Annotated in this window: 18 protein-coding genes and 1 pseudogene; 8 read left to right on the plus strand and 11 right to left on the minus strand. The window is 63.1% G+C overall.

Features of this window, described 5'->3' with window-relative positions:
• Nucleotides 1-27 precede the first annotated feature (27 nt).
• Nucleotides 28-642 carry a methionine biosynthesis protein MetW gene (metW, locus tag C7I87_RS29010; protein WP_149907450.1) on the plus strand — a complete coding sequence of 205 codons (615 nt, stop codon included), beginning with the start codon at nucleotides 28-30 and terminating at the stop codon, nucleotides 640-642.
• Between the two features lie 20 nt (nucleotides 643-662).
• On the opposite strand, the pseudogene C7I87_RS29015 reads toward metW, so the two are convergent.
• Nucleotides 663-981: pseudogene (locus C7I87_RS29015) on the minus strand (DUF1330 domain-containing protein).
• Between the two features lie 372 nt (nucleotides 982-1,353).
• Here C7I87_RS29015 and C7I87_RS29020 point away from each other — a divergent pair.
• Nucleotides 1,354-2,277, plus strand: coding sequence for a glycosyltransferase family 2 protein (locus C7I87_RS29020; protein WP_149907451.1), 924 nt, complete (start codon nucleotides 1,354-1,356; stop codon nucleotides 2,275-2,277).
• A gap of 190 nt (nucleotides 2,278-2,467) precedes the next feature.
• On the opposite strand, the gene C7I87_RS29025 is transcribed toward C7I87_RS29020, so the two are convergent.
• Nucleotides 2,468-4,285, minus strand: coding sequence for an ABC transporter ATP-binding protein/permease (locus C7I87_RS29025; protein ID WP_149907452.1), 1,818 nt, complete (start codon nucleotides 4,283-4,285; stop codon nucleotides 2,468-2,470).
• Between the two features lie 136 nt (nucleotides 4,286-4,421).
• A complete protein-coding gene (locus tag C7I87_RS29030) occupies nucleotides 4,422-5,210 on the minus strand; it encodes a class I SAM-dependent methyltransferase (protein WP_149907453.1) in 789 nt (262 codons plus the stop codon).
• Between the two features lie 161 nt (nucleotides 5,211-5,371).
• Here C7I87_RS29030 and gloB point away from each other — a divergent pair, with 161 nt between their 5' ends.
• Both gloB and C7I87_RS29040 read left to right on the plus strand, forming a co-directional pair.
• Nucleotides 5,372-6,139, plus strand: coding sequence for a hydroxyacylglutathione hydrolase (gene gloB, locus C7I87_RS29035; RefSeq protein ID WP_149907454.1), 768 nt, complete (start codon nucleotides 5,372-5,374; stop codon nucleotides 6,137-6,139).
• 22 nt (nucleotides 6,140-6,161) lie between these two features.
• Nucleotides 6,162-6,584, plus strand: coding sequence for a cupin domain-containing protein (locus tag C7I87_RS29040; protein ID WP_149907455.1), 423 nt, complete (start codon nucleotides 6,162-6,164; stop codon nucleotides 6,582-6,584).
• Here the strand turns inward: C7I87_RS29040 and C7I87_RS29045 are convergent.
• The 3 genes from C7I87_RS29045 to C7I87_RS29050 are packed head-to-tail and all read right to left on the minus strand — an operon-like array spanning nucleotide 6,581 to nucleotide 8,266.
• Complete coding sequence (locus tag C7I87_RS29045; protein WP_149907456.1) at nucleotides 6,581-7,255, minus strand: lysoplasmalogenase family protein; 675 nt, start codon at nucleotides 7,253-7,255, stop codon at nucleotides 6,581-6,583. The two genes, C7I87_RS29040 and C7I87_RS29045, sit on opposite strands and share 4 nt — an antisense overlap.
• A complete protein-coding gene (locus C7I87_RS35410) occupies nucleotides 7,252-7,428 on the minus strand; it encodes a hypothetical protein (RefSeq protein ID WP_188394043.1) in 177 nt (58 codons plus the stop codon). The genes C7I87_RS29045 and C7I87_RS35410 overlap by 4 nt, the downstream gene beginning before the upstream one ends.
• Before the next feature lie 49 nt (nucleotides 7,429-7,477).
• Nucleotides 7,478-8,266 carry a DUF3108 domain-containing protein gene (locus C7I87_RS29050; protein WP_149907457.1) on the minus strand — a complete coding sequence of 263 codons (789 nt, stop codon included), beginning with the start codon at nucleotides 8,264-8,266 and terminating at the stop codon, nucleotides 7,478-7,480.
• 259 nt (nucleotides 8,267-8,525) lie between these two features.
• Here C7I87_RS29050 and rpmB point away from each other — a divergent pair, with 259 nt between their 5' ends.
• The 3 genes from rpmB (at nucleotide 8,526) to C7I87_RS29065 (ending at nucleotide 10,351) form a co-directional block, all read left to right on the plus strand.
• Complete coding sequence (gene rpmB, locus C7I87_RS29055) at nucleotides 8,526-8,822, plus strand: 50S ribosomal protein L28 (protein ID WP_027143515.1); 297 nt, start codon at nucleotides 8,526-8,528, stop codon at nucleotides 8,820-8,822.
• A gap of 161 nt (nucleotides 8,823-8,983) precedes the next feature.
• Complete coding sequence (locus C7I87_RS29060) at nucleotides 8,984-9,667, plus strand: queuosine precursor transporter (protein ID WP_149907458.1); 684 nt, start codon at nucleotides 8,984-8,986, stop codon at nucleotides 9,665-9,667.
• A 3-nt stretch (nucleotides 9,668-9,670) separates the two neighbouring features.
• Nucleotides 9,671-10,351 (plus strand): spermidine synthase, encoded by a 681-nt coding sequence (locus C7I87_RS29065; RefSeq protein ID WP_149907459.1) that lies wholly within the window; start codon nucleotides 9,671-9,673, stop codon nucleotides 10,349-10,351.
• Nucleotides 10,352-10,438: 87 nt separating this feature from the next.
• On the opposite strand, the gene C7I87_RS29070 is transcribed toward C7I87_RS29065, so the two are convergent.
• The 4 genes from C7I87_RS29070 to C7I87_RS29085 all read right to left on the minus strand — a co-directional run bounded on the left by C7I87_RS29070 (nucleotide 10,439) and on the right by C7I87_RS29085 (nucleotide 15,104).
• Nucleotides 10,439-11,467 carry an esterase-like activity of phytase family protein gene (locus C7I87_RS29070; protein WP_149907460.1) on the minus strand — a complete coding sequence of 343 codons (1,029 nt, stop codon included), beginning with the start codon at nucleotides 11,465-11,467 and terminating at the stop codon, nucleotides 10,439-10,441.
• Nucleotides 11,464-13,362 (minus strand): cobaltochelatase subunit CobT, encoded by a 1,899-nt coding sequence (gene cobT, locus C7I87_RS29075; protein ID WP_149907461.1) that lies wholly within the window; start codon nucleotides 13,360-13,362, stop codon nucleotides 11,464-11,466. Before cobT ends, C7I87_RS29070 begins: the two co-directional genes overlap by 4 nt.
• Before the next feature lie 11 nt (nucleotides 13,363-13,373).
• The gene (cobS, locus tag C7I87_RS29080) at nucleotides 13,374-14,360 is read right to left on the minus strand and encodes a cobaltochelatase subunit CobS (protein WP_015315506.1); all 987 of its coding nucleotides are present in this window, start codon (nucleotides 14,358-14,360) and stop codon (nucleotides 13,374-13,376) included.
• 123 nt (nucleotides 14,361-14,483) lie between these two features.
• On the minus strand, nucleotides 14,484-15,104 hold the full coding sequence (locus tag C7I87_RS29085; RefSeq protein WP_149907462.1) for a J domain-containing protein: 621 nt from the start codon (nucleotides 15,102-15,104) through the stop codon (nucleotides 14,484-14,486).
• Between the two features lie 190 nt (nucleotides 15,105-15,294).
• On the opposite strand from C7I87_RS29085, the gene C7I87_RS29090 reads away from it, so the two are divergent.
• Complete coding sequence (locus C7I87_RS29090; RefSeq protein WP_149907463.1) at nucleotides 15,295-15,597, plus strand: BolA family protein; 303 nt, start codon at nucleotides 15,295-15,297, stop codon at nucleotides 15,595-15,597.
• A 44-nt stretch (nucleotides 15,598-15,641) separates the two neighbouring features.
• On the opposite strand, the gene C7I87_RS29095 is transcribed toward C7I87_RS29090, so the two are convergent.
• Nucleotides 15,642-17,195 (minus strand): acetolactate synthase large subunit, encoded by a 1,554-nt coding sequence (locus C7I87_RS29095; protein WP_149907464.1) that lies wholly within the window; start codon nucleotides 17,193-17,195, stop codon nucleotides 15,642-15,644.
• Nucleotides 17,196-17,705: the final 510 nt, after the last annotated feature.

The raw sequence follows: 17,705 nt of genomic DNA on the forward strand, positions 1-17,705 counted from the left end.
GATTCAACGCAATCGTGAGGTTGCCTGATGAGCGTCAATGGCAGCCAGCGTGTCGACCTCGAGGTGGTCGCCAACCTCATCCCGCCGCAATCGCGCGTGCTCGACGTCGGCTCCGGCGACGGCTCGCTGCTCGAATTGTTGCAGGACACCAAGCAGGTCGACGGCCGCGGGCTGGAGTTATCGCAGCGCGGCGTCAACGAATGCGTGGCGCGCGGGCTCTCGGTTATCCAGGGCGATGCCGACAAGGATCTCGAATTCTATCCCGACAAGGGTTTTGACTTCGTCGTCCTGTCGCAGACCCTGCAGGCCACCCGCAACCCGAAACTGGTGCTCGACGAACTGCTCAGGATAGGCAACCGGGCGATCGTGTCCTTCCCCAATTTCGGCCATTGGCGAGTGCGCCTGTCGCTGTTCGTCAAGGGCCGCATGCCGGTGACCAAGGACCTGCCCTATTCCTGGTACGACACGCCCAACATCCACTTCTGCACCATCCGCGACTTCGTCAATCTGTGCGAAGAGCTTGGTGCGACGGTGGAAAAGGCGACGGCGCTCGACGCCAACGGCCAGAAGATCGGCCTGTCGATGCCTTGGTGGTTCTGGAATTTCTTCGGTCAGCAGGCTGTGTTCCTGCTGAAGCGGTAGGCTTCCGCTCGGGCACGCCGCTATTTCAGAACGTCGGTAGCCTTGTGCCGATGTTCGACGCCATCGGCGAACACCACATCCGATCGCGAATTGGCGGTCCGCAGTGGCAGGATCGCCCGATAAGCCGGCGAATCATACCAGTCGCGCAGATGCTCCCTGTCAGGGAATTCGATGATGATCAGGTGGCCCCCAGTCGTTCTCTATCACCTCCAAATTGCCGCCGTGGACCAGGAAACGACCGCCGAAAGGTTCCAGCGTGGCATCGATTTTATGCAGATACTCGACGATCTGCGGGCCCATTGTAGCCTGGCGCATATGGGCAACGGCGTAGGCGGTCATGACGGTACTCTCTTTGATTTCGAGACCGGCGGGCCTCGTGAATGGTCTTTTTGCCCAAGCGCTCGCCAGGAAGCGATTACGCTCGAGGTAATGGAGTGGACGCATCCGCCAGAGCCTCCGCCAATCCTTGCGAGGTGACTTGCGCGTCTTTAGCGATGGCAAAGGTGTTGCAGTTAAAGCGCCAGGACCCGGAATTCATCACGCCTTGTCGGCCAAACCACGGCTCAATGGGTGACATAACAGGTTGTTTTTTGTAGCGTCGCACCGAATCCGATGAGGGCCACCCAGGGGGAAGTCCGATCCATTCAACCATCCTGAAGACCGAAAAAAGCTATCGGAAAGTGCATTTTCGCGCTGGAAACGGCTGACGCGATGGAGCATTTGCCCCTCATCACGGTCATCACACCGACCCATAACCGCCGCGAAACGGTGCTGCGCGCCGTGGAAAGCGTGCTTTCTCAGAACATGACGCGGTTTGAGCACATCGTCGTCGACGATGGCTCGACCGACGGGACGGAAGCCGCGCTTGCGCGCATTCGCGACCCTCGGCTGATCTATGTCGGCGCGAAATGGCGCGGCGCCAATGCCGCCAGGAATGCCGGCATCGAGCTGGCGAGGGCGCCCGTGGTGACTTTTCTTGATTCGGACGATCTCTTCCTGCCGCACCGGCTCGAACGGACGCTGGCATGGTTCGATGACAATCCGGCGCTCGAAGTCCTGCTCTCCTCATATGTCTCGGTGAAGGGCGGCCGTGGCACCGCCTGCGTCAACCGCGGTGCTTTCCTCAGTCCGCCAATGCTGGAGCGGGCGGTGGTTGCGCAGACGGCCTTCATCGCCGGGTCGGCGATAACGGCCAGGCGGGAGGCTTTGCTGGCTATCGGCGGCTATGACAGCGACATTCCCCGGATGCAGGACCGGGAGCTTCTGCTGCGCTTCGCACAGCGCTTCGGCGCGCAATTATCGGAAGATATCGACTGGACGAAGCACAATTCGCAGAATTCGATTTCGGGCCGCAGGGACGGCTATGTCGAAGCCTATGCGATCCTGATGAGTAAGCACCCGCACATCGCTCGCTCTTACCCCCATGTCCCACCCTTTATGATCACGCGGCAGATCATCGCCGATATCCTCCGGGGGCGGATACCACAGGCATTTGCGGGATACATGGCCAACCGCTCGTCTGACGCGCTTGGTTATTCAGTGTCGGAATTGATCACCGGTTATCTCTACGGCCGCCGCTGGCGGCGCGACCTCTACGACGAAGTTCGCGGGAAGTTTGGAATTCCACCGGCCTGATCTGTCGACAGCTCAGCGATCGGGTACTGCGCGTCGCAGGGCGCTCGTTCGCCGACAGCGAGATGTCGACCGCCAGAGGGGCTATCAGGAGGGCAACAAAACAGGCCGGCGCCAGGGTTGCTTCTCCTGGAGATCTTCCATCGTGACCACGGCAAAATAGGGTTTTGCGCTCGCCACCGCAGAAAACAGCCTATGTCTTGTGCCGGGCGGCGACTGGCGGCGGCTCGATGGCACCTGCCCTGACACGGGCGGGTTTCAGCGCGGGCGCGCCGGTATCCTTCACGATCGTCAGGGAACGCGGGAAGAACTGATTGTTGTGCAGGCCGCGCCCGATATTGATGATCGCGGCATCCTTCAGATGCTTATCCAGCAGCGACAGCACACGCCTCAGCGAGGGGCCGTCGAACGCATCCATCGCTTCATCGATGATCACCCATTTCGGCTTCCGCAAGGCAAGCCTTGCGAAGGCGAGCGATCGCTGTTCGTCATCGCCCAACTCACGCTCCCAGCGGGCCGACCGGTCGAGCGAGGATGACAGCCGGCCGAGGCCGACTTCGGCAAGCACCGCCGAAATATCGGCATCACTTGCCGGAGCGACGCCATAGGGATGGTCAAGGACCTCGCGCAGCGTGCCGGCCGGGAAATACGGGACACGAGGCACGAAGATGGGGGCTTCTCCCGCCGGCATGCCGATCTTTCCGCTCCCCCATGGCCAAAGGCCGGCAATGGCACGGAAGAACAGCGTCTTGCCGGCGCCGGGCTCGCCGGTGATCATCACGCGCTCGCCGGCATGGATTTCGACATGCTGGTCGGAGAGCTTCGTGCAGCCCTCTGGCGAGGCCACTTGGAGTTTCTCGAACGTCAGGCTGCCATTGGCGTTTTCATCGAAGGAGATACGCTTCTCCTTGTCGTGCAGCACATCGGTTTCATCGAGCGCGATGCGGAAGTCGGCGACACGCATCAGCGTGGCACGCCAGTCGGCGATGCTGCCGATGTTGTTGATGAACCAGCGCAACGACGAATGCACCTGGTTGAACGCGCCGACCGCCATCATCAGCCCGCCAAAGCTGATATCGCCCGAGAAATAGACCGGCGAGGCGACCAGGATCGGCGCCACGACGGTGATCCAGCCATAGGTGTCGGTTACCCAGGACAGGTTGATCTGGGCGGTGTAGATGCGCCGCATCGCACCCAGCACGGTGCCGAGGTCGAGCTCGAGCCGTCTCTTGGCATCATTCTCGCCGCGGTACAGCGCGATGGCATCGACGTTCTCGTTGACGCGCACCATTGAGGAACGCAGCTCCGCTTCGCGCGTATAGCGGTCGCTGTTGAGACGGATGAGCGGCCGGCCGACCAGCCAGCTCAGCCAGGAGGCGGTGCCGGCATAGAGGAACGCCGCCCAGACCATGTAGCCCGGTATCGCCAGCGACCAGCCGCCAATGTGAAAGACGAAGCCCGAAGACAGCTCCCACAGCACGCCGACGAAAGACACGAGCAGGATGAACGACTGCAGCAGGCCGACGCCAAGATCGGTCGACAGATCAGACAGATGCGCGGCGTCCTGCTGCATGCGCTGGTCGGGATTGACGCCGATGGCGCCGGCATTGGCCAGCCGGAAAGCACGCGCCGGCCGCATCCACTGGTCGATCAAATCCAGCGTCAGCGCCTCGCGTAACTTCAGCCGGGTCATCTGGTTGAGCCAGGTCTGGCCGATGTTGAGCACCAGCAGCCCGCCGGCGATCATGGCAAAGACGACAAGCTGATGCAGGAAGGCGGCCATGTCGCGGCGCGCGAGCGCGTCGTAAAAGGGTTGGTTCCAGCGATTGAGCAGAACCTGGCCGATCGACGTCGCGACGATCACGGCCATGATGCCGGCCGACGTCCACAGCAACCATTTGCGAACAGGCGATTCTATCAGCGCCCGCTTGATCGTCGCCACCTGATCGCGCAGGCTGCTGGCCACGGCGACCGGCTGAACGGTGGCCTGAGTGTCCAGTTGATCAGCCATATCAGAGGTCCTTGCGTTCAGGTGCGAAGCTGAAACCGGATGAGGAGAGCCGACGGCGGCAGCCCTCAAGCACCGTGCGAGCCCAGCACGACAGATAGGTCGGAAAGATGCCGCGCGATGCAAGTTTCCATCGCGATCACGAAGGTGTCACTTGCCGAGCCGATGATGTCGCGCTCCTTCCCTCGGCCCGCCGGCCGAGCCGCGTCGCGCCATGCGGCGACAGCACCGGCACGAAGACGCGGCGAGATGCGCGCTGGGCTACCGGCACGCCTTGGTAAAGCCGCTTCTGCGCCTCCACGACAATGACGCCGGAGAAGATCGGCCACAACCGCCGGCCGGCGCGCTCCAGCACATTGTGGAAGCGCATCATGAAGCGCCGCCGCGATGGCGGGAAAAACAGGGCATCGGACCAGGCGGCGGGCGTGAAATTCGCCTCGCGCAGCAATTCGGTGAGCTGCCCGCGCGAGAAAGGCCGCCCGTTGCCGAACGGTGTATGTTCGAAGCGTGCCCAGACACCGCGCCGGTTGGGCACGACGATGACGACGCGCCCCGCCGGCGACAGCACCCGCCAGATCTCGTTCAGCGTCTCGCGCGGGTTCTCGACATGTTCGAGCGAGTGGACGAGCAGCATGCGGTCGATGCAGGAATCGACAAGCGGCAGTTCCTCGTCGAAGACCAGTGCCGTTGCCGTCGGCCCCGTCGCCGGCCAGACCACGGCACCCTGGGTCGCCGGCATGAAGGCAAAGACCCGCTCGGCATCGGAGCCGAAGCGCTCCAGCCAGGGCAAGGTGTAGCCGAGGCCGACCAGCCGCTCATTGGGCACCGCGGCCCATATCGACGACAGCGCCATGGTGATCGAGTGCTCGGCGAACCGGCCGAGCGTTGTCGAATAGAAGGAGCGAAGGTCGACGATGTCGGAATGCATGTCAGGGATGTAGCCGTGATATCGACCGGATTCAACAAAAGGCCCAAGCGGCTGGGATGGCGGATGTCATTTCATTATCCCGGGATGTCATTCGCTTTGACATCCGGGATGACATTCGCGCTGTCGCGCCCTATGTCTGCGGCGATAAATGGAGAGACGCGATGCCGGTCGAAATCGAACAGTTCATGTGCCGCACCGACAATTTCGGCGTGCTGGTGCATGACCCCAAAAGCGGCCAGACCGCGATCATCGACGCGCCCGAGGAAGCGCCGATCCTGGCCGCGATCAAGCGCACCGGCTGGACGCCGACGATGATCCTGACCACGCATCACCATGCCGACCACGTCGAGGCCAATCTGGCGCTCAAGGAGCGCTTCAAGCTGCGCATCGTCGGCCCAGAGGCGGAGAAGGCCAAGATTCCCGGCATCGACGAAACCGTCGAAGAAGGCTCCGTCCTTCATCTCGGCAATGAGCGCATCGAGGTGATCGCCACGCCCGGGCATACCGCCGGCCATGTGTCCTACCATCTGCCAGCATCGAAAGTGGCGTTCACCGCAGATACGCTGTTCGCGCTTGGTTGCGGGCGTCTGTTCGAATGCAAGCCCCCGGTGATGTACGAATCGCTGCAGAAGCTCGCGGCACTTCCGGCCGAGACGACAATCTATTGCGGCCACGAATACACGCTCGCCAATGCCCGTTTCGCGCTGAGCGTCGACCCCACCAATTCGGCATTGAAGGAGCGTGCCGCGCGGATCGAGGCGCTACGGCTCGACAACAAGCCGACGCTGCCGACGACGATCGGCGAGGAACTGTCGACCAATCCTTTCCTACGCTGGCACGATCCGGCGATCCGCAAGCATCTGGGCATGGAAAAGGCTGGAGATGCCGAGGTCTTCGCCGAGATCCGCAAGCGCAAGGACAATTTCTGAGCACCATGCGAGCTTTCTGCCGATGACCAGTTCCGCGGAAATCATAGCAACGCTTGCACTGAAGCCGCATCCGGAAGGCGGCTGGTACGCGGAAACCTTTCGCGACCAAGCCGGCGGTAAGCGGGGCCACTCGACCGCCATCTATTTCCTGCTGGAACGGCACCAGCTTTCGGCTTGGCATCGGGTCAGGGATGCCGCCGAGGTTTGGCATTTCCATGCCGGCGCGCCGTTGGCATTGTCGATGTGGGAAGAAAAAAGCGGCGCCGTTATCGGGCAGGTTCTCGGTATCGACCTCGCGGCCGGCGAACGGCCGCAAATCGTCGTACCGGCAGGCTGGTGGCAATCGGCGCGCAGCCTGGGCGAGTGGACGCTGGTCGGCTGTACCGTCGCGCCGGGTTTCGATTTCGCCGCCTTCGAACTGGCCGAGCCGGGCTGGCAGCCCTAACCCAGCAGGAAACCCAGGGTAATGGCGAGCTGGGCGGCGTAGTACAGCACCCAGACGGCGAGGCGCATCCAGGCTCGATGCGGCGAGATGGCGGCCACCAAAAATTTCTCCGTGGCGAGCAGCCCGTCCGATCCCATGAACAGCACGCTGCCGCTGATCACCCAGGTGCTGCTAGTCATCAACGCCGACATGCCCATGGCGAGGATGGCCGCGACGTAGACGGCGATCGGAATACGCAGGCCCGGCCCCACACGGCGCCAGAGCGCCGCCAGCATCACGATCGCGAACACCGCCATGGCCAGTGCAATCGCGCCCCGCCAGGATTCGGCGGCAAGCAACTCCAATCCGCCACCGCTGTGCAGGAACAGCACGACATAGACGATGTGGGCGACGAGAAAGCTCGCCAACCCGCCGAGAAATGCCTTTTCCCCGTCGCGCGACAGGAAGGCGTCGCCGATGGCGCTCAGCGCAAGGGCGGCGACCAGCAGCAGCGGGCCGCCCTGCATGCCTGCCAGCACGGCGAGCATGGCCACGGCGAGCGTCTTTGCCGCCGAGCGGGCCAGCGTCGGCGGCATGCCAAGCGTGAAGGCATAGATCACCGCCGCCACCAGCGAAAAGATCAGCGTTGCATTGGCGTTGGCGTCGATGCCGCCGGCAAACGGCATCGTCATGCCAGGGCTCCGCCTTCGGATGCCAGGGCTCCGCCTTCGGATGCCAGGGCTCCGCCTTCGGATGCCAGGGCTCCGCTTTCGGCCGCAATGGGCTTGCGCGGGAACAGCCACTTTGCCGCCAGCAACAGCCACATGGCCACCGCCGAAACCCCGATCAGTGTTGCGCGCGCCATTCCCTCTCCAGTGGCGCGCCCTCCCCTGTCTTCCAGTGGCGAGCCCGGCCTATTGTACCGCTTCGAAACGTCCGGCGCTGATGGTCAAGGTGCCGATCTGCGTTCCGACCGTGGCGTGGATCGGCGCATATACGCCGGTTTGGCCGAGCGGTGCAAACGTGACCATCATGCGGCTTTTGTTCTTGAGATAGTTGAGCGCCTTGCGGCCCTTGCGATAGCCAGCCACCGGCTCGAAACCCATCCGGCAGGTGACGGTGTCGCCCTTGTAGCCCGGCACCGAGATCGTGCCCTTCGAGGCGTAGGTCAGTGTCAGGTCGGCGCGCATCTCGCCATCATAGAACTTGACCTTGCGGCCGCAGACCTGGTCGAGACTATCGGCATGGATGACGGTGGCGGCCATCGGATCGAGCACCGATGCCAGGTCGCCGGCGCGGATCGGTACCCAGTTGTTGGGATCGCGCTTGCCCGGAGCGGGGATGACCTGCGTCGACGTCACGGCACCATTGGTGAAGCGGATATCGACCACGGATGCCTTCTTGCCGGAAGTGTAATCGGCACGAAACGCCTGCGGCACCATCTTCTTGCCTGAAATCGTACCCTTGGACGAGATCGTGCCGCGCGTGTCGTCGAACAGCTTGGCCAGGCCCGCTGCGGAGACGGTGCCATTGATCGCATAAACCCCGTTCTGGTAGCTGCTGGAGAAAGTCGACCTCGCGATCGAGAGACCAAGGAACGACACCGTGTATTCGCCCTTGAACGACTGCGGCGAGGCGGCTGACGCGACGGACGGCAAGGCGATGGCAAGCGCGGCAACAAGCGCATGAGACGAACGAGGCATGGCTGGATCGGATCCTTGATTTTCGACCGGAGGCGGGCGACTCCGGTCTGGCATGTCCCTATGAGACCGCTTATAGGAGGAAATCCGGCCTTAATATGAAATGCCGGGCGCTTCCTTAGGGAAGCCGGAGCTTGACGCCCCGGTGAAATGCAACTATGGAACGCCAACTTTTTCCATAAGGCCGCCTCACCAGAACCGCGCGCCACCCGGCGTGGGCACAAAGGTTTGGCAGGTCACGAGAGAACTGAAGGTTAGAACCATGTCCCGCACCTGCGAACTCACTGCCAAGGCAGTCCAGACCGGCAACAATGTGAGCCACGCCAACAACAAGACCAAGCGTCGCTTCCTGCCGAACCTCGTCAATGTGACGCTGATTTCGGAAGCGTTGAACCAGAACGTGCGCCTGCGCATCTCGGCCAACGCGCTGCGTTCGGTGGAACATCGCGGCGGCCTCGACGCCTTCCTGGCCAAGGCCGACGTCAAGGAATTGTCGCAGCGTGCGCGTCTCTTGAAGAAGCAGATTGCCAAGAAGACCGCCGAACAGGCCGCCGCTTAATTCGTCTTTCAGGCGGGGGACGACCGCCCTGGCCAACCTCTTTTTGGCCGCTGAGCATCGGATCGGGATCACGAAGCGGTCATGGATTCGATGCTCGAACAAAGCGAGCGTGATCCGGTTTCGGCAAAAGCTCCGCTGGTTCCATTACCCAGGATAAAAAAATGTCTTCCTTTTCGCGATACTTGCCCTTTGTGGCCGCCATGGCGCTTGTCGTCGTGGCATCGAACATCCTCGTACAGTTCCCCATGCAGGGCCAGATCGGCGGCCTGTCGCTGGCTGACGTTTTGACCTGGGGCGCCTTCACCTACCCCTTCTCCTTCCTGGTCACCGACCTCGCCAACCGCCGCTACGGGCCTGCCGTGGCGCGCCGGATCGTCTTTGTCGGCTTCATGACGGCGGTGGTCTGCTCGATCCTGATCCCGCCATTCCTGTTCCGCCATGGCTTCATCGAATTCGAGACATCAGCCGACCGGCTGGTGCGCATCGCGGCCGCTTCGGGCGCGGCGTTCCTCACCGCACAATTGCTCGACGTGACCGTGTTCAACCGTTTGCGCCGGCAGAGCTGGTGGCGGGCGCCGATCGTCGGCACGCTGGTCGGCTCGGTGTTCGACACCGTCGTGTTCTTCAGTGTGGCCTTTTCGGCCCCCTTTGCCTTCGCCGGCCCAAGCGACAGTTTTGCGCTGGAAAGCGCCCCATTGATGGGCGTATTCCATTTCGACGCCATGCGCTGGGTATCCTGGGCGCTCGGCGACCTCAGCGTGAAGCTGATCATCGCTGTCGTGGCACTGATCCCCTACCGGCTGCTCGCCGCGCACTGGAGCCAGCCGGCCGTTGCGACGGTCTAAACGGTGATTCCCTGGATCCAGCTGGACTCCGCGAAAACACCTGATGGCCAGCAGGAACTGCGGCTGAAACGGCGCGGTTTTGAATTCTCGATCATGCTCGGCACCAACGAGCTGATGAACAGCCGGCTGAGCGGCTCCGAGGAAGCGCTGGCGAAACTGTCCTGCCAGAGGATTGCGGGCCAGATTCTGCCGAGAATCCTGATCGGTGGGCTTGGCATGGGTTTTACGTTGCGCGCTGCTCTCGCCGAGCTGGGCGACAATGCCGAAATCGTTGTCGCCGAACTGGTGCCGGCCGTGGTCGCCTGGGCGCGCGGCCCGATGGCCGAGATTTTCGCCGACTCGCTCGATGATTCCCGCGTCACCATCCGCGAAACGGACGTCGGCCAGTTGATACGGTCCGAGCCCGCAGCCTGGGACGCGATCCTGCTCGACGTCGACAACGGCCCCGAAGGCATCGTCCACAAGGGCAATGACGCCCTCTACAGCGTGGCTGGCCTCGCCGCCGCGCGTACCGCTCTCAAGCCGGGCGGTGTGCTGGCGGTGTGGTCGCAAGGGCCGGATGCCGGCTTCACGTGGCGGCTGAAACAGGCAGGCTTCGCGGTCGAGGAAGTCAACACGCGCGCCAACGGCAAGCGCGGCGCGCGCCATGTCATCTGGATAGCCACCAACGGCTCACAATACTGACCGACCCATCACCGGCAGTCGGGAACAATGTCCTGGATCGGCCGTGCATTGGGAAATCGTTGGAACGCGTTCACCTAATGATGGCACTCAATCCTGGTGCAGAATGAATTCCAGGTAGAGATTGCGCTGCAGGATCGAGTGATTGTCGTCGGAGATCAGCGACACCATCAGCGCGCCGTCATCGCGGGTCCAGACGTCGAGACCTTCCATATTGTCGATCTGGTAGCCCATGTCGGCTTGCAGCAGCACGGGCCCGTCGGCGACCGCGCCCTTCTCGACGCTTTCGCCATGGATGCGCCGCAGCCGCATCTTGAGGCCGCCCGCCATGGTGAAACTGCGCTCCAGCAGCAACAGGTCGCCATCCGGCAGAAAGGCGCCATCGGTGATGTCGAAATCGTCGTTGCGCTTGACGGTGAAGGCGCCCTTGCGCGGCCCTTCGATGATGGCGGCGTAGATGTTGCCGGCCTTGTCGAGGCTCTTCTCCGAGACTACGACCAGGCCGCCCCAATGCTGACCGTTGGCATTTGAATGGGTGACTGTCTCGAAGCCGCGGTTCTGCCGCAGCCCCCGCGCCGGCACCAGGAAATCCAGCTGCCCGAACGGCGCCGTCATGTTGTCCGGGCCGATCCTGAACTGGGCGACGCGATGGTTGCGCTCGAACCCAACGGTGGCGATGCCGTCCTTGACCGCGAGGCCTTCGGCGTCGACTTGCCATTTTTCGTCGATCGGCTGGCCGCTCGGGTCGACCATTTGCTGCATGCGAAAATTCTGGATACCAACGGGTCGCCTGTCGGGGTCGCGGGCCACCGAGCCGAAGAACCAGTAACCGGTGTCGGCCACACCGATGAAATCGCTGCCGGCTTTCAGAAACCGGAATGCCGACAGCGCGCCGAAATCACGTGACGGCGAGGTCATTTTCAGCCCGCCGACGAATTCAAGCTGGCCAAACTGCTTGTTGGCACGGCCAATATGGAATTCGGTGATGGGGCGTGCCGAGACTGTGACGGGTTCAACCGAGGCCAAACCAGCAGAACCGGCTGGCGCCGAAGCCATGCCGGCGAGCAATGCGACGGCGGCGAAAAGCGTTTGCCGAAACCCGTCTCGCGAAAAGATCATCCGGCGCGCCGCATGCCGCCGCGGCGCGTATCCTTCGCGCTTTCCTCGGCAAACAGCGAAGCCAGTTGCTCGGTCATTGCGCCAGCCAGTTCCTCGGCATCGACGATGGTGACGGCGCGCCTGTAATAGCGCGTCACGTCATGGCCGATGCCGATGGCCAGCAGTTCCACCGGCGAACGCGTCTCGATCAGCTCGATGACGGCGCGCAGATGGCGCTCGAGATAATTGCCCGGATTGACCGACAGCGTGGAATCGTCGACGGGCGCACCGTCCGAGATCATCATCAGGATTTTGCGTTGCTCGGGCCGGGCGATCAGCCGGTTGTGCGCCCACAGCAGCGCCTCGCCGTCGATGTTTTCCTTGAGCAGGCCTTCGCGCATCATCAGGCCGAGATTGCGCCGTGCCCGCCGCCATGGATGGTCGGCCGACTTGTAGATGATGTGGCGCAGATCGTTGAGCCGGCCGGGGTTCGGCGGCTTGCCGTCCTTCAGCCACTTCTCGCGCGCCTGCCCGCCCTTCCACGCCCGCGTGGTGAAGCCGAGGATCTCGACCGAGACACCGCAGCGCTCCAGCGTGCGCGCCAGAATGTCGGCGCAAGTGGCGGCGACCGTGATCGGCCGGCCGCGCATCGAGCCGGAATTGTCGAGCACCAGCGTCACCACGGTGTCGCGGAATTTGGTGTCGCGTTCCTGCTTGAACGACAGCGGCTGCATCGGATCGATGACGACGCGCACCAGACGGGCCGGATCGAGGTAGCCCTCTTCCAGGTCGAAATCCCAGGACCGGTTCTGCTGCGCCATCAGGCGGCGCTGCAGCCGGTTGGCGAGCCGGCCGACGACGCCGGAGAGATTAGCAAGCTGCTTGTCGAGGAAGGCGCGCAGCCGGTCGAGCTCTTCCTCTTCGCAAAGCTCCTCCGCGCCGACTGTCTCGTCGAAAGCAGTGGTGTAGACCTTGTAGTCGATTTCCTTCGGCAGATTGGTGAAGGGATTGTCGTTGCGGCGCGCCTCGCCGGGCGTCTCGGCATCGGCATCGTCGTCATCGGACAGATCGTCGGCCGTCGCGTCGGAGGCTTCGGTCTCCGCCGATTGCTCGTCGTCGGCCGATGCCTCGGCGTCCTCGGACTGCGACTGCTCGGAGCCGGAATCGTCTTCGCCGCCCTCCTCGCTCTGTTCCTCGCCTTGCGGCTGGTTGTCGTCATTGTCCTCGGAGTCTTCGGTCTCCTGGTCGTCGCCGAGCTCCTCAGCCATTTCCATGGAGGCGAGCATCTCGCGCACGACGCGGGCAAAGGCCTGCTGGTCCTCGAGCTTTTCCGACAGGCCGTCGAGGTCGGCCTTGGCCTTCTCCTCGACCCACGGCCGCCAGAGTTCGACCAGCCGCTCGCCGCTCTTCGGCACCGGCCGGCCGGTCAGCTTCTCGCGCACCATGAGCGCGAGCGCCTCCTCGATCGGCGCGTCGGCCTTGTCCTTGACGTCGACGAGGTTGGCCTTGGCGTATTTGTCCTCCAGCATCGAGCCGATATTGTCGGCGACGCCTTGCATGGCTCGGCTGCCGATCGCCTCGACCCGGGCCTGCTCGACCGCGTCGTAGATGGCGCGGGCAGCCTTGCCTTCGGGGGCTAGCTTGCTGTGGATGCGCACGTCATGGCAGGCGCGCTTCAACGCCATGGAATCACCGAGCCCGCGGGTGATCGCGATATCGCTCTTCGATGCCTTCTTGGGCAGTTCGGGCAGCCGCGCGCGGCTGCCGGCCAGCGCCGGCCGGTCCTTGGCGAAGCCGACTTCCATCTCCTTGTCGCCGGCGATGGCGCGCATGCAGACGGTGACGGCGCGCTTGAAGCTGTCGGCTTCAGACCCCGTCTTCGACTTGTTGCGCGTATTGTCGCCCGGACCCGCCATCGAGGCTCTGCTTAGCCCAGCACCACATTCGCCGCGCTCTCCGGCAGATCCTGTCCGAAGGCGCGCTGGTAGAACTCGGCAACCACCGAACGCTCGAGCTCATCGCACTTGTTGAGGAAGGTCAGCCGGAACGCCATGCCGACATCGCCGAAGATCTCGGCATTCTCGGCCCAGGTGATGACGGTACGCGGGCTCATCACCGTCGACAGATCGCCGTTGATGAAGGCCGAGCGCGTCATATCGGCGACGCGCACCATCTTGTTGACGATGTCCTTGCCCTTGGTGTCGCGATAATGCTTGGCCTTGGCCAGCACGATATTCACTTCATTGTCGTGCGGCAGATAGTTCAGCGTGGTGACGATCGACCAGCGGTCCATCTGCGCCTGGTTGATCTGCTGGGTGCCGTGATAAAGGCCCGTCGTGTCGCCCAGGCCGACCGTGTTGGCGGTCGAGAACAGCCGGAACGCCGGATGCGGACGGATGACCCGGCTCTGGTCGAGCAGCGTTAGCCGGCCGGACGATTCCAGCACGCGCTGGATGACGAACATCACGTCCGGACGGCCGGCGTCATACTCGTCGAAGCACAGTGCGACATTGTGCTGGTAGGCCCAGGGCAGGATGCCGTCGCGGAATTCGGTGATCTGCAAGCCGTCCTTGACCACGATGGCGTCCTTGCCGACGAGGTCGATACGGCTGACATGGCTGTCGAGGTTCACGCGCACGCAGGGCCAGTTGAGGCGGGCGGCGACCTGCTCGATGTGGGTCGACTTGCCGGTGCCGTGATAGCCCGACACCATGACGCGGCGGTTGTAGGCGAAGCCGGCGAGGATCGCCAAGGTCGTCGCCTTGTCGAACAGATAGTCGGGATCGACATCGGGCACATGCTCTGATGTCACCGAATAGGCCGGCACCACCATCTTGGATTCGAAGCCGAATTTCTCCTTCACCGACACCGTCGTGTCGGGCAGGTTGGCGATATCGCGATCGACCTTGTTCATATCTCTCAACGTCTCCACGGGCGAACCGTCGCGTTTCGCCGGCAATCCATTTTGTTCGGGGGCGGTCTTAGAGCCTTTTCCAACCTTATGAAAGTTGGAAAACGACACAAACCGTAGGGTCGCTCAGCACAGGCCAGCCTGTTTGAGCACGCGATAAGCCTGAAGCACATCGCGGAACCGGTCTTCCGAACCTCTGTCGCCGCCATTCGCATCCGGATGGTGACGCTTCACCAGTTCCTTATAGCGCGCCTTGATGTCCTTGCCAGTCGCCTTTGTATCAAGGCCAAGCGTTTCCAGCGCCTTGGCCTCAAGCGGCTTGGCCTTGCGCTCTCTCGCCTCGCGCGGATCCTTCGGCCCCTTGAACAGGTCGAACGGGTCGCGCATGCGGTTGTAATAGCCGGCGCGGCCGGAGCGCATCTGCGCCATATCGGGCGAGGAGCGCGTCGAGGCGCCGTTGACGCCCATTTTCCAGGTCGGCCGGTGGCCGGTCATGGCTTCCTTCTGGAAGCGCGCGACCTCGGTGTCCGGCACGCCGGAGAAGTAGTTGAAGCCCTTGTTGTACTCGCGCACATGGTCGAAGCAGAAGCGGAAATACTCGCCCTCCTTCATGCGCCCGACCGGCGCGCGATGCGTGCCCGCCTCCTTGCAGCCATCCCACTGGCAGATCGGCGCGTGCGACTTCACCTCCGCGTCCTTGTCGGGGCGAACGCGAATCTTCTCGAAATATTTGGGATACGGCTTCATCTAACCCATTTATGGGGCGTTCGCAGATGCGAAACAAGAATTGACATTTTCGCGATGATCGCCCTAACCGCTGAATCGCGGCTTAAAGCAGGCGAATGAGCGATTTTGTTGCGCGGCAGCAGCCCCTTGTGAAACCGATTTCCGGTTTTTACGCTGGCGCGCCAGGCATATGTGGTGAACGGAGACGACGATGTCCATACAGGCAACCATCGAAGACAAGCTCAACAAGGCGCTTTCGCCGGACCGGCTGGTCATCATCAACGAAAGCCATCTCCATGCAGGCCATCACCATCACGGCTCAGACCATCACGGCACCTATGACGGCACCGGAGAGACACATTTTCGCGTTCGCGTTGTCGCTGCCAGCTTTGCCGGAATGAGCCGCATCGACCGTCACCGCGCCGTCAACGAGCTGCTGGCCGACGAGTTGAGGGCGGGCGTGCACGCACTGGCAATCGAACCCGCGGCGCCCGGCGAACAGACGCGCTGGTAGGCGAAGTCTGCGAGTCAGCCTGTAGCGCCCCTCTCGCGCTGCGATCAGATCACCGCTTCGATCAGAAACGGCCCCGGGCGAGACAAGGCAGCATCGAGCAGCGCGTCGAACCGCTCGCAAGTATCCGCACGTGCCGCCTCCACGCCCATACCCTTGGCCAGCGAAACCCAGTCCAGCGCCGGATGGTCGAGATCAAGCATGCGCCTGGCATTCTCGCCGATCGCGTTCACGCCGACATTGCGCATCTCGCCATGCAGGATGGCGTAGGTGCGATTGGAAAAGACGATCGTCACCACGTCAAGATTTTCCCGCGCCTGCGTCCACAGCCCCTGCACCGTATACATGCCGCTGCCATCGGCCTCGAGATTGATCACCTTGCGGCCGGGACAGGCGATCGCCGCCCCTGTCGCCAGCGGGATACCGCCGCCGATCGACCCGCCCGTGCCCATCATGTAGTCGTGCGGCGCGGCAAAGGCCGACAGCGCGAAGAAACGCCGCGCCGAGGTGACGGCCTCGTCGCAGACGATCGCGTCGGCCGGCAGCTTTCTCGCGACGGACAGTGCAATGGCATCTTCCGTCAGCCGGCCGTTCGGCGTTGCCTCGTCAGGAAAGGCGCTGGCAGTCACTGTCAGCTGTGACGGCTTGACGCCTAGTTTGTCGCGAAGCGCTTGCAGCGCCGCATGCAGGTCCTGCCCATGGGCGGCTAACGTCAGTACCTTGCAATCATCGCGGACAAGCCGCCCGGGCTTTCCTGGATAGGCGAAGAAGGCGACCGGCTCCTTTGCGCCGACCAGCACAAGGACATCGATATCCCTGAGCGTCGCCGTTGCTGCGTCGACAGGATAGGGGATGCGTGTCGGCGCGACGCGTCCGCGCCCGCGCTGCATTCGAGCGATCAGAACCTCGCTGAACAGCCTGACATCGCAGGCCGTCGAAATCTGGCCGGCGATTTCAAGAGCATCGGCCAGTGCCGCCCGCCCGCGAACGATCATGCCGACGCGGCCCGGAGCCGCGCGGACCGCCGCGGCGATCGTTCGCACGGCTTCCATGTCGACGACCGGCGGCGGCGCGAGTTCCACCTCGCTGGGCGAAACCGCGTCGGCGTCGCCCCAGGCCGCGTCCGCCGGCAGGATCAGCGTCGTGACACCAGGCGGCGTCAGCGAGGCGCGAAAGGCCGCCTCCGTGGCCGGCTGGACATCGGCTGGTCCCTCGATGCGGCGAATCCAGTTGGACATTGGCGCCGCGAGGCCTTCGATATCGCTGGTCAGCGGCGCATCGAGCGGCAGATGGTATGAGGCATGGTCGCCGACGATGTTGATCATCGGGCTCCTGGCGCGCCGGGCGTTGTGCATGTTGGCAAGACCGTTGGCCAGCCCCGGCCCGGTGTGTAGCAGCGTCGCCGCGGGACGGTCGGTCATGCGCGCATAGCCGTCGGCCGCACCCGTCACCACGCCCTCGAACAGGCCAAGCACGCAACGCATCTGCGGCTTGCGGTCGAGTGCGGCGACGAAATGCATTTCGGATGTGCCGGGATTGGCGAAGCACACCGTCACATCATTGGCCAGCAGCACGTCGCACAGGACATCGGCGCCATTCATGCGAATTTTCTCCCATTCACGAAGAGCAATTGCACCCGCGGATGTCCGCACGGCAATATCCCGCCGCCGCTTTTGGCATGATCCAGCCACAGAATGTGGCGAGCGACAGTCTGCAGTGTCAGTCGACCGTCTGGCGCGGCGCGGCCCATGCTGCCAAGGGCAGCATCGCCGCCACGGAGGTCAGGATAAGGTTTCGTCGATCGATCATCGTGGTCTCCCGCTGTGCGGGCCAACAGTGCTCGCAGGCGCCACTCGCGTCCAGTTAGCGATTGATAGTACCCAGAGGCCTTGCCGGACGATCAGCCATCGATCCGAACCTCGAATGGCGATCGAGTCTTTCGGGACCATCGACTGGAGTGGAGGCCCGACCACCAGGCTTCGTCGAACTCGAACCGGGTCGCAACTCTCGCCGCACAGGCCCGCATCAACGCGCTTCAATGCCGTGCAGTTCACGAAATCAATATCTGCCCCTTGACGACCTCATCTGGCCATCACCACCTAAATATTAGG

Origin of the sequence: Mesorhizobium sp. SARCC-RB16n, from assembly GCF_008520305.1 — a bacterium.
Classification (GTDB): Bacteria; Pseudomonadota; Alphaproteobacteria; order Rhizobiales; family Rhizobiaceae; genus Mesorhizobium.

Excerpts from the sequence above, each read along its gene's own strand:
- metW (WP_149907450.1), top strand. The coding sequence starts at position 28 with ATGAGCGTCAATGGCAGCCAGCGTGTCGACCTCGAGGTGGTCGCCAAC.
- C7I87_RS29020 (WP_149907451.1), top strand. The coding sequence starts at position 1,354 with ATGGAGCATTTGCCCCTCATCACGGTCATCACACCGACCCATAACCGC.
- C7I87_RS29025 (WP_149907452.1), bottom strand. The coding sequence starts at position 4,285 with ATGGCTGATCAACTGGACACTCAGGCCACCGTTCAGCCGGTCGCCGTG.
- C7I87_RS29030 (WP_149907453.1), bottom strand. The coding sequence starts at position 5,210 with ATGCATTCCGACATCGTCGACCTTCGCTCCTTCTATTCGACAACGCTC.
- gloB (WP_149907454.1), top strand. The coding sequence starts at position 5,372 with ATGCCGGTCGAAATCGAACAGTTCATGTGCCGCACCGACAATTTCGGC.
- C7I87_RS29040 (WP_149907455.1), top strand. The coding sequence starts at position 6,162 with ATGACCAGTTCCGCGGAAATCATAGCAACGCTTGCACTGAAGCCGCAT.
- C7I87_RS29045 (WP_149907456.1), bottom strand. The coding sequence starts at position 7,255 with ATGACGATGCCGTTTGCCGGCGGCATCGACGCCAACGCCAATGCAACG.
- C7I87_RS35410 (WP_188394043.1), bottom strand. The coding sequence starts at position 7,428 with ATGGCGCGCGCAACACTGATCGGGGTTTCGGCGGTGGCCATGTGGCTG.
- C7I87_RS29050 (WP_149907457.1), bottom strand. The coding sequence starts at position 8,266 with ATGCCTCGTTCGTCTCATGCGCTTGTTGCCGCGCTTGCCATCGCCTTG.
- rpmB (WP_027143515.1), top strand. The coding sequence starts at position 8,526 with ATGTCCCGCACCTGCGAACTCACTGCCAAGGCAGTCCAGACCGGCAAC.
- C7I87_RS29060 (WP_149907458.1), top strand. The coding sequence starts at position 8,984 with ATGTCTTCCTTTTCGCGATACTTGCCCTTTGTGGCCGCCATGGCGCTT.
- C7I87_RS29070 (WP_149907460.1), bottom strand. The coding sequence starts at position 11,467 with ATGATCTTTTCGCGAGACGGGTTTCGGCAAACGCTTTTCGCCGCCGTC.
- cobT (WP_149907461.1), bottom strand. The coding sequence starts at position 13,362 with ATGGCGGGTCCGGGCGACAATACGCGCAACAAGTCGAAGACGGGGTCT.
- cobS (WP_015315506.1), bottom strand. The coding sequence starts at position 14,360 with ATGAACAAGGTCGATCGCGATATCGCCAACCTGCCCGACACGACGGTG.
- C7I87_RS29085 (WP_149907462.1), bottom strand. The coding sequence starts at position 15,104 with ATGAAGCCGTATCCCAAATATTTCGAGAAGATTCGCGTTCGCCCCGAC.
- C7I87_RS29090 (WP_149907463.1), top strand. The coding sequence starts at position 15,295 with ATGTCCATACAGGCAACCATCGAAGACAAGCTCAACAAGGCGCTTTCG.
- C7I87_RS29095 (WP_149907464.1), bottom strand. The coding sequence starts at position 17,195 with ATGAATGGCGCCGATGTCCTGTGCGACGTGCTGCTGGCCAATGATGTG.